The organism is Lacrimispora algidixylanolytica (assembly GCF_003609635.1).
Classification (GTDB): Bacteria; Bacillota; Clostridia; order Lachnospirales; family Lachnospiraceae; genus Lacrimispora; species Lacrimispora algidixylanolytica.
In genome coordinates this window covers 280,135-294,003 of record NZ_MCIA01000034.1, presented here as the reverse complement: position 1 = coordinate 294,003, position 13,869 = coordinate 280,135, and the positions used below count along the sequence as shown (strand labels likewise).

Genomic DNA, 13,869 nt, shown 5'->3' with positions numbered 1-13,869 from the left:
CCTCTGTGCCCAGAGGAGGCGTTTTGGGGGTGAAGGAAATGGATAAAAGGATAGCAAAAACTGCAATATGTGCCCTGCTTCTTATGGCGTTAGTCTTGGGAATGTTTGGTTTGTGGAATGCCAGACAGAGAGGAGAACTCTCAATTTTCACGGGTATGTTAACAACCCCGGAATATGTATTTACCTATGCGGATAATCAACCGGATGATTATCCAACCACTCAGGGAGCCAGAAAATTTGCTGAGCTGGTTTATGATAAAACGAATGGAAGAATTAAAATTAACGTTTTTTCAGGTGGGGATATGGGGGATGAGAATCAAATCACGGAGCAGCTTCAATATGGGGGTATTGATTTTGCCAGAGTATCCGTTATGATGCTAACCGATATAAATCCTAAGTTTAACGTGCTTCAATTGCCTTATGTGTATCGAGATGAAAGTCATATGTGGAAGGTTTTGGATGGTGAAATCGGAGAAGAATTTAAAGCTGATTTAAACGGCAGCGGTATGGTGGCTCTTTCCTGGTTTGACGCAGGGGCCAGAAATTTTTATAATTCTTCCCATTCAATAGAACGGATAGAGGATTTAAAAAAAATGCGGATTCGAGTGGCAAAATCCGGTATGATGGCAGATATGGTGGAGGCAATGGGAGCGAAGGCAGTGCCAATGGCTTATTCTGATGTCTATGCGGCTTTGGAAACCAGTTATATTGACGGAGCGGAGAATAACTGGCCATCATATGAGACCATGGACCACTATGAAGTTGCTAAGTACATCACTCTGGATGCACATAGTAGAATTCCAGAGATTCAACTGGCTTCTCAGTCAACCTGGGATCGGTTAAACGAGGAAGATAGGGAGATTATCAGAGTTTGTGGAGAAGAATCGGCACTTTATGAAAGAGAGCTGTGGAAAATCAGGGAGGAAAATGTCAGAGAGCGATTGACAAAGGCTGGATGTGTGGTAACAGAATTAAGTTCTAGTGAACAGGTCCGTTTCCGAGCGGCAGCCATGAGCGTATATCAGACCTATTGCAGTGATTATATAGACGTTGTAAATCGGATTGCTCAGCAGCGATAAGTCCTGTAAAACCAATTCAAGAATTATGAATGATCGATTCAGTTAGATTTCTGAATATAGTGATTAAAAATAAAACGCCAGATGCGAATTCGTAATCTGGCGTTTTATTATTTTATAATTAGGTAAATTCTCCAATTAGGATTGTTTTAGTTTATTGATTAATATATAGGTATAATCGAGATAATCATTATGCTTGTAAACATATAGATCGTAAATCCACGGAAATAAAGATTGAAAATTGTTGACAAACAATATTATAGCTCATATAATATATACTATACAGCATATAATATAAAGATTAAAACAATATTATAATTGCTCAGACAAAGAAAAGAGAAAGGAAGGTGACAATCGTGGAACCAAAACGTTTGTACCGTTCTGTGAAGAATAAAGTATTATGTGGAGTTTGTGGTGGAATTGGAGAGTATTTTCAAGTAGATCCGGTAATGATAAGGCTGATTTGGGTATTACTTATGATGCTTCAGACATGGCGTAACATATTTCATTCCTATATGGGATTTTCTCTGGTTGGTGGTAGTTTAATTCTTTATATCATTGCAGCGGCCATCATACCAAAGGCACCGGAACAATAAGACAACACAATTTTGTTGGCATAGATAGGAGTGGGCATATGGTTTTTAACACAGGAGCAGCATTATTAGACGCCATTGTCCTGGCGGTAGTATCAAGGGACCAAGAAGGTACTTATGGATATAAGATTACACAGGATGTGAGAAATGCAATCGATATATCGGAATCGACGTTATACCCCGTATTGAGGAGATTGCAAAAGGAAGAATGCCTTGAAGTGTATGATCTGGCTTTTGATGGCAGAAACCGGAGATACTATAACATCACGGAAAAGGGACGGATTCAGCTAAATCTCTATAAAGGTGAGTGGCTTGGCTATTCCAGGAAGATATCCCAAATATTTGAGGAGGCACATATATGAGTAAGGAAGATTTTATGAGAAATCTGGAATATCTTCTATCGGATATACCAGAGGAAGATAAGGCAGATGCCATCGAGTATTACAGGGATTATCTGGAGGAGGCCGGGACAGAGAATGAAGAACAGGTCATTCGTGACTTTGGCAGCCCGGAACGTATCGCATCGATCATTCGCTCCGAGATATCTGGTAGCTTAGGCGAAGGAGGGGGATTTACCGATAAGGGTTATGAGGATGAACGGTTTAAGGATCCAAATTACCAGATGGCAAAACGGTATGATCTTCCAGAGATTCAAGAACAACAGGACGATGATAAAGGAAGTACACAGGATAGGCATTACAGCGAAGGTAAGTCGGGATCTTCTAATCGAATTGCAAAAATGATTCTTTGGGGAATTCTTATTATAGCAGCTTCACCTTTGATATTGGGAATCGGAGGCGGTTTTATGGGGTTGCTAGGAGGACTCTTTGGTATTCTAGTTGCAATAATCGTTGGCATTGGCGCATTGACTCTTGCTTTTTTGGTAAGTGGTTTTGCTGTTTTATTGGCGGGATTTATTTCTATAGCAGTTCACCCCTTGGCTGGATTACTAGTTATGGGAATTGGAGTGGTTGTACTGGGATTTGGACTCCTTGGATTGGCAGTTTGCGTATCATTTTATGGAAGATTTCTTCCCTTCTTGCTTCGGGGAACAGTTAATTTTATTCAGAGCATACTTAATAGAAGGAGGAGCCGTCTATGAAGAAATTTATAAAGGGATGTATCATAGCCGGACTTGTTTGCGTACTGGCAGGCGGGGGAATGATGACAGCGGCTGTTGCAATGGGAGCAAATTTAACCGATGCAATCCCTCAGCAACTGAAGCAGTGGTGGAATGAAGTGGGAAATTTAGCTGAAGACGAATTCTGGGCTGATAGTGATTTTCCTTTTGACAGTGAAGATCAGGAGCAATTTAAAATCAATGAGTTTCCTACTGATAAAAATGATATTGATATAAGTGAGCAGGGAGATCAGATTTATTCAGGCATTGGTATAGTGGATCTGGATGCAGATCTAATGGTGGGGAAGGTTCGGATCATAGATGATTCTGTGGGAGATGAGATCACCATCTATTGCAACAAGGATAGTTCCTTTTATAAGATAGAGGATAAAGGGGGTAAATTAAATCTTAAAACCTATCCGGGTAATGGTTATAGACAGGATTCAAGCATACTGTTTACCATCCATGTACCAGAGAATCACCAGTTCACCAAGGTTAAGATTAATATTGCCCCCACTAATAATAAGCCTGGCAAAGGCAGTTTCAAAAGCGTTGGAGTTGTAGCAAAAGCCATTTCGGCGGATGAATTAAGTCTTAACGTAACAGCAGGAGTCGCTAATATCAGCAAGGGGAATGTGGGTAAATTATCCATAGATTCTGAAGCTGGTGCTGTAAATTATTCAGGAGATGTATTAGATCGTGTTTTGGTAGATTGTGAAGCCAGTGCCATTAATCTGAAGCTGGTAGGGGAAAAAGAGGATTTTAGCTACAAAGTCGATTCTGAACTAGGAGCCGTAAAACTTGGGGATGAAAGTATATCTGTCTTAGGAAAAACGGGGCTAGAAAATGCAAATGCACCGAAATCCATGGATTTAAAATGTGAGGTAAGTGCAGTAAAAATAACGTTTATGAATCAAGTTTAACTTGTACTAGAACAAAACTTAAATGACAAAAAGGAGAAAAACAAATGGGAGACAATCAAAAAAAGTTATATCGGTCAGATACAGACAAAATGCTTTGCGGAGTATGCGGTGGAATTGGAGAATACTTTGACGTAGATGCAACAATCGTTCGTCTTTTGTGGGTACTGTTAACTTGCTCAGGTCCTGGAATCATTGCCTATATCATTGCGGCACTTATCATTCCAAGACACTAAAAATTAAATGTTTTCATCTGGAACGGGGGCCATTTCTTTATTGATGGCTCTTGTTTTTTTATAGAAATCTATAGAAAATTTACGTTTAAACCTTTCTATCCCGGGTATACTCTCACTAGATTTAGGAAAGGAGATGGAAAAAAGTGTCCAAAGTAAAAAAGAGTGAGCCATTTGATCCTCACAACTTGAAACCGGAAGAAATACTTAAATTTGAAATAGCCACCGAACTTGGGCTTGGCGATAAAGTGGTAATAGGCGGCTGGCGGAGTTTGACTGCGAAAGAAAGTGGTCGAATCGGCGGATTAATTACGAAAAGGAAAAGAGAATTAAAGAAAGAAGCCTTGGAGAAAAACGAGGAATCATAGGGAAAAGCTAGGAATATCCTTGCGCCGTGAGCAAAAATCTTTTATAATGTACATCGAAGAGGATAAAATATGGAAAAACAAGAATTACGAAGCGGATTTACCACTGGGACATGTGCTGCTGCTGCAGCTAAGGCAGCAGCGGCCATGTTGCTTACGGGTAATCCTTTACTACATATGAAGCTTGTGACACCAAAGGGGACGGAAGCCGATCTGCCCCTTTTTCATGTTGTCCTGGAGAAAGATCAGGCAACGTGTGCGGTTCAAAAAGATGCTGGAGATGATCCAGATGTGACGGATAAGGCTATGATTTTTGCAAGAGTCCAATATTTTGATGGGGACGAAGCGGAGGCCAAAAAGACCTGTTACTGCAATTGTGGGGAGCAAGAAGAAAGCAGTTTCTTGTTTTTGACAGCAGGAGAAGGGATTGGCTGGGTGACGAAACCAGGGCTTTCCTGTCCCATTGGATTACCAGCTATTAATCCCGTTCCAAGGACTATGATCTTTCAAGGAGTGGAGGAAGCTAGGAGAGAGGCTGGGTTTGAAGGCCCTCTCATGATAACCGTGTCTATGCCAGAAGGAAAAAAATTGGCAGAGAAGACCTTTAATTCCAAGCTTGGAATCGTAGGAGGTCTGTCTATCCTTGGGACTACGGGGATTGTTAATCCCATGAGTGAAGAAGCACTTACTGCCACCATTCGCTTAGAATTACATATGAAGGCAGTCGCAGGTGAAAGAAAAGTCATTCTAACTCCAGGAAATTACGGAGAGGCATTTATTAAGGAAACCCTTTCCCTTTCTATGTCAGAAGGAGTCACCTGTAGTAATTTTATCGGAGAGTCCTTTTTAATGGCAAGTGAGGATAGGTTTAAAGATATTTTATTTGTAGGTCACATCGGGAAGCTTATAAAGGTTGCGGGAGGTGTATACAATACTCACTCCAAACATGGGGACCGCAGGATGGAAATCCTATGGGGCTGTGCAAGTGATGTCATTCAAACATCAGAAGATTTGAAACAACAGATATTAAGCGCTAATACCACAGAGGAGGCCGCTAAAATTCTAGAGGATCACAACATTCTTGAACCAGTGATGACGGAAGTAGTACATAGAATTAAAAAGCAGGTGACGGAGTGGAGTGGCGGAATTCATGTAGAAGTGGTAACTTTTTCTACCACATATGGAATCCTTGGCATGAGCGAAGGCGCGAAAGATTTGATAGAAACCTTTACGAAAAGAAACGATGACAGGGAATAACAGGAGGATAAAGCATGGCTGGGATCATGTATGGAATTGGAGTTGGTCCGGGAGATCCTGAACTGATGACAATTAAAGCAGTAAAAAGAATCAGGGATTTAAAGGTGATTGCCATCCCTCATAAAGATAAGGAAATTTGTACTTCATATCAGATTGCCAGGCAGGCAGTTCCGGAAATAGAAGAGAAGGAATGTCTCTGTCTTCATATGCCAATGACAAAAGATCAGGAAGCATTGAGGAAAAGCCATGAGGAAGCAGCAGATGCCGTGATCGCGCGGTTGCAGCTAGGAGAAGATGTAGGTTTTCTGACTCTGGGAGATGTGAGTATTTACTCTACCTTTGCTTATTTAGCGGAGCGGGTTGTAAAAGAAGGGTACGAAATTCGCTTAGTAAGCGGGATTCCTTCCTTTTGCGCAGCTGCGGCAAGGCTAGATCTTTCCTTGGTGACAGGATCAGAGGAGCTTCATATCATACCGGCTTCTTATCAGATTTCAGATGCCTTAAAGCTACCAGGTGTCAAGGTATTGATGAAAGCAGGAAGACAGATCGAAGCAGTAAAAGAAGAGATTAAGAAAAACGGTTTGAGTGCGGTCATGGTAGAAAATTGTGGTATGGAAGAGGAACGGATTTATAAAAGTCTGGATGAAATACCGGAAACTGCTGGCTATTATTCATTGCTGATTGTGAGGTAAATATGGTACATATTGTTGGAGCAGGTCCGGGTGCGCCGGATCTTATAACAGTTAGAGGAAAAGATCTTCTTTCAAAGGCTGATTTGATTATTTATGCAGGTTCCTTAGTGAACCCTCTTTTACTTGATTATAGGAAAGAAACGTGTCAGGTTTATGACAGCGCTAAAATGACTCTGGAAGAAGTGATTTCCACAATCGAACAAGGGGAAGCCGAAGGGAAAATGACGGTAAGGCTCCATACAGGAGATCCAAGTCTTTACGGCGCCATAAGAGAGCAGATGGATGAACTTGATGCTAGAGGTATCTCTTATGAAGTTTGTCCTGGAGTTAGTTCTTTTTGCGGAGCGGCTTCTGCTCTTAAGATAGAATACACTCTTCCTCAGATAAGCCAAAGCGTAGTCATTACCCGTATGGCGGGCAGAACACCAGTGCCGGAGAGAGAATCCATCGCCTCCTTTGCTTCTCATGGTGCCACCATGGTGATATTTTTAAGCACTGGTATGCTTTCGGCACTGTCTGATGAATTGATTAAGGGCGGGTATCTTCCCGAAACTCCGGCAGCAATCGTATACAAAGCCACCTGGGAAGAAGAGAAAACCGTGGTCTGCACCGTTGCCACTCTTGATGAGAATGCCAAAAAGTGGGGCATCAAAAAGACAGCTCTCATTGTGGTAGGAAATGCAGTGGCTCAGACCAATTACGAGCGGTCTAAGCTTTATGATTCCGAATTTACCACAGAGTACCGAAAAGGAACCGGTGAGAAATTATGAATATTTCCCTGATTTGCTTTACTAAGGCTGGAGCCGCAATGTGTGTAAGGCTTATGGAGGGACTGTCAAAGTCTGGAGATGTATGCGAAGGATTTGGATCAGAGGAAAGCGGCCTTTTGCCAATGAACGCTTCTTTAAAGGAGTGGACCAGGGAGCAGTTTGACAAAAAAGAAGGAATAGTCTTTATCGGGGCAACAGGGATAGCCGTCCGTGCCATTGCCCCCTACTTAAAAGGCAAGGATAAAGATCCTGCTATTGTGGTATTGGATGATTTGGGACGCTTCTCCATCTCCTTATTATCTGGTCACTTAGGAGGTGCCAATGAACTGGCAACACGGGCAGCCGCTCTCTCCGGAGGACAAGCTGTTATAACTACGGCAACGGACAATCATGGAAAATTTGCAGTGGATCTTTTTGCAAAGGAGCAGGGACTTTTTATTACCCGTTTGGAAAAAATTAAGGAGATATCTGCCTCCTTATTAAAGGGGGAAGAGGTAGGACTTTTTAGTGATTTTCCGGTAGAAGGAAATCTTCCGGAAGGCTTATTAAAAGATGTATCTACAACTCCTTCTATTTATATAAGTGTTAAAAAACACCCTGGGGAAGAACGAGTTGACTCCCTGTTGCTGGTACCTAAAATAGTTGTTCTAGGAATCGGATGCAGAAAAGGGGTTCCTTTTGAAACCATAAAATCTGCCGTAGAGCAGGTGCTTATGGATTGGAATATTAACAAAGAAAGTATTGCTGCATGTGCCAGCATTGATATAAAGAAAGAGGAACCGGGAATCTGCGAATTTGCATCCCATTATGGGATTTCGTTTGTTACGTATCCGGCGGAGGTTCTTTCAAAGGCAAAAGGAGAATTTACTTCTTCATCTTTTGTAAAGCAAGTTACTGGTGTTGATAATGTGTGTGAGCGGGCAGCTATTGTCTGCGCTGAGGAAATGGGTGGTGGTAAGCTTTTTATCAAGAAGCAACCCTGCCAGGGAGTAACAGTAGCAGCGGCGATCCGGGATTGGAAGGTAAAAATATGACAAAAACAGGTAAGCTTTATGTAGTCGGAATCGGCCCAGGTTCTTATGAGGATATGACAGTCAGGGCAATCAATGTATTAAAGGAATGTGAACTTATTGTAGGGTATACTGTATACATAGATCTGATTCGGGATCATTTTCCGGACAAGGAAACGCTTACGACGCCCATGCGTCAGGAAAAGCAGCGGTGTCAGATGGCACTTGATGAAGCCAAAAAAGGAAAGACAGTAGCCATGGTATGCAGCGGAGATTCTGGAGTATATGGAATGAGTGGACTGATTTTGGAACTTTCAGATGACGAGGTAGAAATCGAGATGGTCCCCGGTGTGACCGCAGCTTTAAGTGGCGGAGCTCTTTTAGGTGCCCCTCTTGGCCATGATTTTGCTATCATCAGTTTAAGCGATCTTCTGACTCCAATGGAGCTTATTGAAGATCGGTTAAGGATGTCAGCTAAGGCGGATATGGTAATTTGTCTCTATAATCCTTCCAGTAAAAAAAGGTCAGATTATTTAAAGAAAGCCTGTGAGATTGTGCTGGAGTATAGAGACCCTGAGACCGTTTGTGGAATCGCAAGAAATGTTGGAAGAAGCGAGGAAGAAATGTCAGTCTTAAGCTTAGAAACCTTAAAGGATACCTCTGTAGACATGTTTACCACCGTATACATGGGTAATTCCATGACAAAAGAAATCCACGGAAACATGGTAACTCCAAGAGGATACCGCAATGAGTAGAATTCTGATTTTTGGCGGAACCACAGAAGGTCGTCTTCTAGCAGAATACTGTCATGAACAAAAGAAGAGTGCCTGGGTCAGTGTTGCAACTGGTTATGGTAAAACGGTGCTCCCAGAGAGCCCTTATCTTTTGATCCAGGAAACTCCTATGAATGAGGAAGAGATGGAACGGTTTATCAATCACAATGGGATCACTCTTGTTTTTGATGCTACTCACCCTTATGCAGCCGTGGTAAGTAAAAACATTGCCTCCTCCTGTGAGAAAACAGGAACGAAACGAATCCGGGTGGTTCGGGAATCCTTGACTAATAAAGAAGATGGCGGAGCTGGTGAACATGTGATCTGGGTAGATTCTGTGGAAGAAGCCGTTTTATATTTGAAGGAAAAAGAGGGTAATATTCTTGTCACCACTGGAAGCAAGGAATTAGCCCGTTTTACTCTTTTGGATTCCTTTGAAGAACGTGTTTATGCCAGAATCCTGCCCACTGTGTCAGTGATTTCTTCCTGTGAGGAAATCGGAATAAAAGGTAAGCGACTAATCGGAATGCAAGGACCGTTTTCCCAGGAATTAAATGAGGCTATGATTAGGCAGTATGATATCCGTTACCTGGTGACCAAAGAGGCTGGGAATGCCGGAGGATTTCAGGAGAAAATAAAAGCGGCGGAAGCTTGTCAGATAAAATCTTTGGTCGTAGGTAGGCCCATGGCAGAAACCGGAATGACCTTAAAGGAAGCCAAAGAGATTCTGTTTGATTATGATGCAGGAGATGGTGTCCAGGTAGATGGAGGATCACAAGAGGATCCTTCTACCATAAGAAACGTCTGCCTCATTGGGATCGGTATGGGCGGACCAGAGCAGATGACGGTACAGGCAGTGAAAGCATTAAAGGATAGTCAGGTGGTTTTTGGAGCAGACCGGATGTTAAAGAGTATTGAGGATATGATTCCAGGCGTGAAACAAATTCCTTGGTATGTAAGCCGCGATATCCTGCCTTGGCTGGAAGAACATAAGGAGTATAAGAAGATTGTCATTCTTTATTCCGGGGATACCGGATTTTACAGTGGTGCAAAAAAGATGATGGAAGCCTTTTTGGCTGAATCCAATCAAAGTACATATGAAACAGAAATTCTCCCTGGAATCTCTTCCGTATCCTATTTGTGTTCCAAGTTAAAAACTGGCTGGGAGGATGCCAAACTCATGAGCCTTCACGGCAGACAAGGGGATGTGGCAGAGGAACTTAAGAAATTCCATCAGGTGTTCGCCCTTTTGGATGGAACGAATACTGTGAATCAGGTATGCCTTCGTCTCATCGAAGAGGGATTTGGCGAAGTGAAACTTTCTGTAGGAGAACGGCTTTCTTATTCTGACGAACGTATTATCACAGGTACGCCGGTATCCTTAAAAGACGGTGAGTTTGATGTGCTATCGGCTGTATGGATTGAGAGGTAAAATATGAGAGATGAAGTCTTTATCAGGGGAGCAGTGCCCATGACAAAAAGTGAGGTCAGAGCAGTTTCTCTTTCAAAACTGGAACTGGGACAGGATTCCATTCTTTACGATGTGGGAGCGGGCACAGGTTCTGTTTCTGTGGAAGCCGCCAGGCTGATTCCCACATGTCGGGTTTATGCCATAGAAAAAAAACCTGAAGCAATCGAGTTAATAAAGTTAAATAAAGAAAAGTTCTCGGCAGATAACATTACTGTAATAGAAGGCAGCGCACCAAGTGCACTTTTAGATCTTGAGGCGCCTACCCATGCGTTCATAGGCGGTACGTCAGGCACTATGGGAGATGTGTTACAAACAATTTTTGATAAAAATCCAGAGGTCAGAATTGTTATAAATGTACTTGCCTTAGAATCCGTCTCTGAAGTACTAAGCTGGCTAAAGGAACATTCCATAGAAGCGGAATTTGTTCAGGTACAAGTTTCAAAGGGAAAGACTGCCGGACCTTATCATATGATGATGGGACAAAACCCTGTGTATGTCATTTCTTTTGGAGGAGAAGGAGGTGCGGCTGTTGAGTAATTCTTATCCCAGACTTCTGCTTGGAGCACCAAAAAGCGGGAGTGGGAAGACAATGATCACCTGTGGACTGCTGACTGCATTTCAATTACGCGGCGTGTCCTGCCGTTCCTTTAAATGTGGACCTGATTTTATTGATCCCATGTTTCATAAGCAGGTTCAGGGAATTGAAGGCGGGAACCTGGATACTTATTTTTTAGAGAAAGAACAAGTTAAAAACCAGTTTATATCACTGTCTGAGGGGGCAGAATTGTCTGTCATTGAAGGCGTTATGGGTTATTACGATGGGGTAGGTGGCAACACCACCCAGGCAAGCACCTATGATGTGGCTTGTGCCATAGATGCTCCTGCAATCCTGATTTTGGATTGCAAGGGGGCAAGCCTTTCCCTGGCAGCCATTGTAAAGGGATTTCTGGAGTATAAGAATGATAGCCACATTGCAGGTATCATCTTAAATCGGACCTCTGAGATGATGGCAAAACGTCTGGTGCCAGAGTTTGAAGCTCTTGGAGTGAAGGTTTACGGTTATCTTCCCCAGTGTGACGAGGCTTGTCTTGACAGTCGACATCTTGGGCTGGTGCTTCCAGCCGAGATAGGCGGCCTAAAAGAAAAACTGAAACGTCTAGCTGAAATCATGGAAACTACCTTAGACATAGACGGGCTATTAAAACTGGCAGGTCAGGCAAATCCACTATTTGTTTCTAATTCTAATCTTGGTGAAGATATTGATCCAGAATCCCAGAAAGAAGCAGATCAGGTTTCCATTGGAGTGGCGATGGATGAAGCTTTCTGCTTTTATTATCAGGAGAATTTGGAACTTTTAAAACGCATGGGAGCAAAGCTCGTTCCATTTAGCCCATGCAAAGATAGTAAACTGCCAGAAGGAATTTCCGGTCTGCTGCTTGGTGGTGGTTATCCAGAGCTTCACGCAAATGAATTGTCAGAGAATGAGTCTATGCGAGCTGAAATAAAACAAGCCTATGAACGTTCTCTTCCAATACTGGCGGAATGTGGTGGTTTTATGTATCTTCATGAAGAGCTTAGCACTGACGACGGTACCTATAAAATGGCTGGAATCATTGGTGGGAAAGTATTTCCCACCAAACGGCTTGGAAGGTTTGGTTATATTGAGGTCTATCCCAAAGAAGATCTCGCCTTTTTGAAAAAGGGAGAATCCATACGGGGACACGAGTTCCACTATTGGGATAGTGAAAACAATGGAGATCATATGACAGCGGTAAAACCTGGTCAAAGTAGAAGCTGGGACTGTGTCCATGGAACCAATCACTTAATGGCAGGATTTCCTCATTTTTACTACCCTTCCAATCCGTCCTTACCTAGGCAATTTATGAATGCCTGTAAAAACTATAAGTCGCAAGAGCTTTGTGAAAAGCCCATAACAGGAAAGGTCTGATGATATGGTTGAGGAATTAAAACAATACTTATCAGGAATCACTCCACTAGATCAAGAAGCCATGGAAATGACCCGTATCAGATGGAGTCGCGTAGCAAAACCTCTCTATAGCCTTGGTGTGCTGGAAGAGGACCTGATTAAAATAGCCGGGATTAGCCAGACATCAAGGGTGGATATAGAAAAACGGGCACTTGTCATCATGTGTGGTGATAATGGAATCGTAGAAGAAGGGGTTACGCAAACAGGCGTGGAAGTAACAGCTGTTGTAACCGAAAACATGACCAATGGAAACAGCAGTGTATGTATTATGTCGGAGAGGGCCGGCGTAGATGTATTTCCTGTGGATATAGGTGTTGCTAGAGAACTTGTATCAGGGGAACGTTATCCCTTAATTCGAAAAAAACTGGCTTATAGCACCAAAAACTTTGCAAAAGAACCAGCTATGACCAGACAGGAGACCATAAAGGCAATTGAGACTGGAATCTCTCTTGTTAAAACTTTGGTGGATGCCGGATATCGGCTCATAGCCACAGGAGAAATGGGAATCGGCAATACAACTACAAGCAGCGCTGTCACGTCTATGTTATTAGGTATGGATCCCAGGCTTTTGACGGGAAGAGGCGCAGGGTTAAGTGACGAGGGTCTGCTCCGAAAGATGAAAGTCATTTCAGAAGCGATAAACCTCTATAAACCTTCTTGTAAGGACGGAGTGGATGTCCTTTCTAAAGTAGGAGGGTTTGATCTAGCCGGACTCACCGGAGTCTTTTTAGGAGGCGCGATCTACCGGGTTCCAATTCTATTGGATGGATTTATCTCTGGAGCGGCTGCACTGGCAGCAGAAAAGATCCATCCTGGCTGCTGTGATTTTATGCTTGCTTCCCATGTGTCTGCTGAGCCGGCAGGCAAGCTGGTTCTTGATGAGCTGAAACTGTCCCCACTCATTCAGGCTGGTCTTTGCCTTGGAGAGGGAAGTGGTGCAGTTGCGGCGATTCCTCTTCTTACCATGGCATCAGACATCTATCAGAGAATGAGCTCTTTTGAAGATATCAAGATTGAAGAGTATAAGCCCTTGGGAGGTGCATAATGCTAACCTTGGTTATAGGTGGGAGTGGAAGCGGAAAATCAGAATATGCAGAAAATGTAATCACCAGCAGATCAGAAGGAACACGGATTTATATTGCTACTATGAAGCCCTGGGATGAAGAATGTGAAAAACGGATTCTCAGGCACAGGCAGATGAGAGCAAAAAAAGGGTTTGAAACGGTGGAGTGCTATCGAAATCTAAAAGACCTCCATGTTTCAGAAGGGAACCGTAACTCCGTAGTCCTTTTGGAGTGCATGTCAAACCTTGTATCCAACGAGCTTTTCGGCCTTGGAGAAAAAGAAGAAATCTTATTAACTCCCGATGAAACCGTGGAGGAAATCCTGAAAGGAATCCATCAGATAAAAAACCAGACTGTAAATGTCACTATTGTAACCAATGAAGTTTTTTCTGATGGAGACAGCTACAGCAGCCAGACCAATGAATACCGGAGAACCCTGGCCAGGATCAATGAAAAGCTTGCCCAGATAGCAGATTGTGTCATTGAAGTTGTTGCTGGAATTCCGATAAATATCAAAGGAAATTAATTGAAAAAAATC

17 protein-coding genes are annotated in these 13,869 nt (G+C 42.8%); all 17 read left to right on the top strand.

The features are described from left to right. The first annotated feature begins 38 nt into the window (after positions 1-38). The 17 genes from BET01_RS20190 to BET01_RS20115 all read left to right on the top strand — a co-directional run bounded on the left by BET01_RS20190 (position 39) and on the right by BET01_RS20115 (position 13,857). Positions 39-1,079, top strand: a complete 1,041-nt coding sequence (locus BET01_RS20190; RefSeq protein WP_120198702.1) for a TRAP transporter substrate-binding protein — start codon at positions 39-41, stop codon at positions 1,077-1,079. A gap of 353 nt (positions 1,080-1,432) precedes the next feature. Further along, the gene (locus tag BET01_RS20185) at positions 1,433-1,672 is read left to right on the top strand and encodes a PspC domain-containing protein (RefSeq protein WP_120198672.1); all 240 of its coding nucleotides are present in this window, start codon (positions 1,433-1,435) and stop codon (positions 1,670-1,672) included. Positions 1,673-1,710: 38 nt separating this feature from the next. Then, the gene (locus tag BET01_RS20180) at positions 1,711-2,031 is read left to right on the top strand and encodes a PadR family transcriptional regulator (RefSeq protein ID WP_120198671.1); all 321 of its coding nucleotides are present in this window, start codon (positions 1,711-1,713) and stop codon (positions 2,029-2,031) included. Then, a complete protein-coding gene (locus BET01_RS20175; protein WP_120198670.1) occupies positions 2,028-2,771 on the top strand; it encodes a DUF1700 domain-containing protein in 744 nt (247 codons plus the stop codon). Before BET01_RS20180 ends, BET01_RS20175 begins: the two co-directional genes overlap by 4 nt. After that, positions 2,768-3,712 (top strand): hypothetical protein, encoded by a 945-nt coding sequence (locus tag BET01_RS20170; RefSeq protein WP_120198669.1) that lies wholly within the window; start codon positions 2,768-2,770, stop codon positions 3,710-3,712. Before BET01_RS20175 ends, BET01_RS20170 begins: the two co-directional genes overlap by 4 nt. A gap of 44 nt (positions 3,713-3,756) precedes the next feature. Then, the gene (locus BET01_RS20165; RefSeq protein WP_120198668.1) at positions 3,757-3,945 is read left to right on the top strand and encodes a PspC domain-containing protein; all 189 of its coding nucleotides are present in this window, start codon (positions 3,757-3,759) and stop codon (positions 3,943-3,945) included. 143 nt (positions 3,946-4,088) lie between these two features. After that, the gene (locus BET01_RS20160; protein WP_120198667.1) at positions 4,089-4,310 is read left to right on the top strand and encodes a small, acid-soluble spore protein, alpha/beta type; all 222 of its coding nucleotides are present in this window, start codon (positions 4,089-4,091) and stop codon (positions 4,308-4,310) included. A 69-nt stretch (positions 4,311-4,379) separates the two neighbouring features. After that, on the top strand, positions 4,380-5,564 hold the full coding sequence (gene cbiD / locus BET01_RS20155) for a cobalt-precorrin-5B (C(1))-methyltransferase CbiD (RefSeq protein ID WP_120198666.1): 1,185 nt from the start codon (positions 4,380-4,382) through the stop codon (positions 5,562-5,564). Between the two features lie 14 nt (positions 5,565-5,578). Then, positions 5,579-6,256: a precorrin-2 C(20)-methyltransferase gene (gene cobI / locus BET01_RS20150; RefSeq protein WP_120198665.1), complete on the top strand. Its 678-nt coding sequence runs from the start codon at positions 5,579-5,581 to the stop codon at positions 6,254-6,256. A 2-nt stretch (positions 6,257-6,258) separates the two neighbouring features. Then, positions 6,259-7,026 carry a precorrin-4 C(11)-methyltransferase gene (gene cobM / locus BET01_RS20145; protein WP_120198664.1) on the top strand — a complete coding sequence of 256 codons (768 nt, stop codon included), beginning with the start codon at positions 6,259-6,261 and terminating at the stop codon, positions 7,024-7,026. After that, entirely contained in the window at positions 7,023-8,060 is a 1,038-nt protein-coding gene (locus BET01_RS20140) for a cobalt-precorrin 5A hydrolase (RefSeq protein WP_120198663.1), read from the top strand. Before cobM ends, BET01_RS20140 begins: the two co-directional genes overlap by 4 nt. Then, entirely contained in the window at positions 8,057-8,791 is a 735-nt protein-coding gene (cobJ, locus tag BET01_RS20135; protein ID WP_120198662.1) for a precorrin-3B C(17)-methyltransferase, read from the top strand. Before BET01_RS20140 ends, cobJ begins: the two co-directional genes overlap by 4 nt. Then, a complete protein-coding gene (gene cobK / locus BET01_RS20130) occupies positions 8,784-10,241 on the top strand; it encodes a precorrin-6A reductase (protein ID WP_120198661.1) in 1,458 nt (485 codons plus the stop codon). Before cobJ ends, cobK begins: the two co-directional genes overlap by 8 nt. Positions 10,242-10,244: 3 nt before the next feature. Continuing rightward, complete coding sequence (cbiT, locus tag BET01_RS22190) at positions 10,245-10,817, top strand: precorrin-6Y C5,15-methyltransferase (decarboxylating) subunit CbiT (RefSeq protein ID WP_243117284.1); 573 nt, start codon at positions 10,245-10,247, stop codon at positions 10,815-10,817. Beyond that, positions 10,810-12,228, top strand: coding sequence for a cobyrinate a,c-diamide synthase (locus BET01_RS20125; RefSeq protein WP_243117283.1), 1,419 nt, complete (start codon positions 10,810-10,812; stop codon positions 12,226-12,228). The genes cbiT and BET01_RS20125 overlap by 8 nt, the downstream gene beginning before the upstream one ends. 4 nt (positions 12,229-12,232) lie before the next feature. After that, a complete protein-coding gene (cobT, locus tag BET01_RS20120; RefSeq protein WP_120198660.1) occupies positions 12,233-13,312 on the top strand; it encodes a nicotinate-nucleotide--dimethylbenzimidazole phosphoribosyltransferase in 1,080 nt (359 codons plus the stop codon). Beyond that, a complete protein-coding gene (locus BET01_RS20115) occupies positions 13,312-13,857 on the top strand; it encodes a bifunctional adenosylcobinamide kinase/adenosylcobinamide-phosphate guanylyltransferase (protein WP_120198659.1) in 546 nt (181 codons plus the stop codon). The genes cobT and BET01_RS20115 overlap by 1 nt, the downstream gene beginning before the upstream one ends. Positions 13,858-13,869 lie beyond the last annotated feature (12 nt).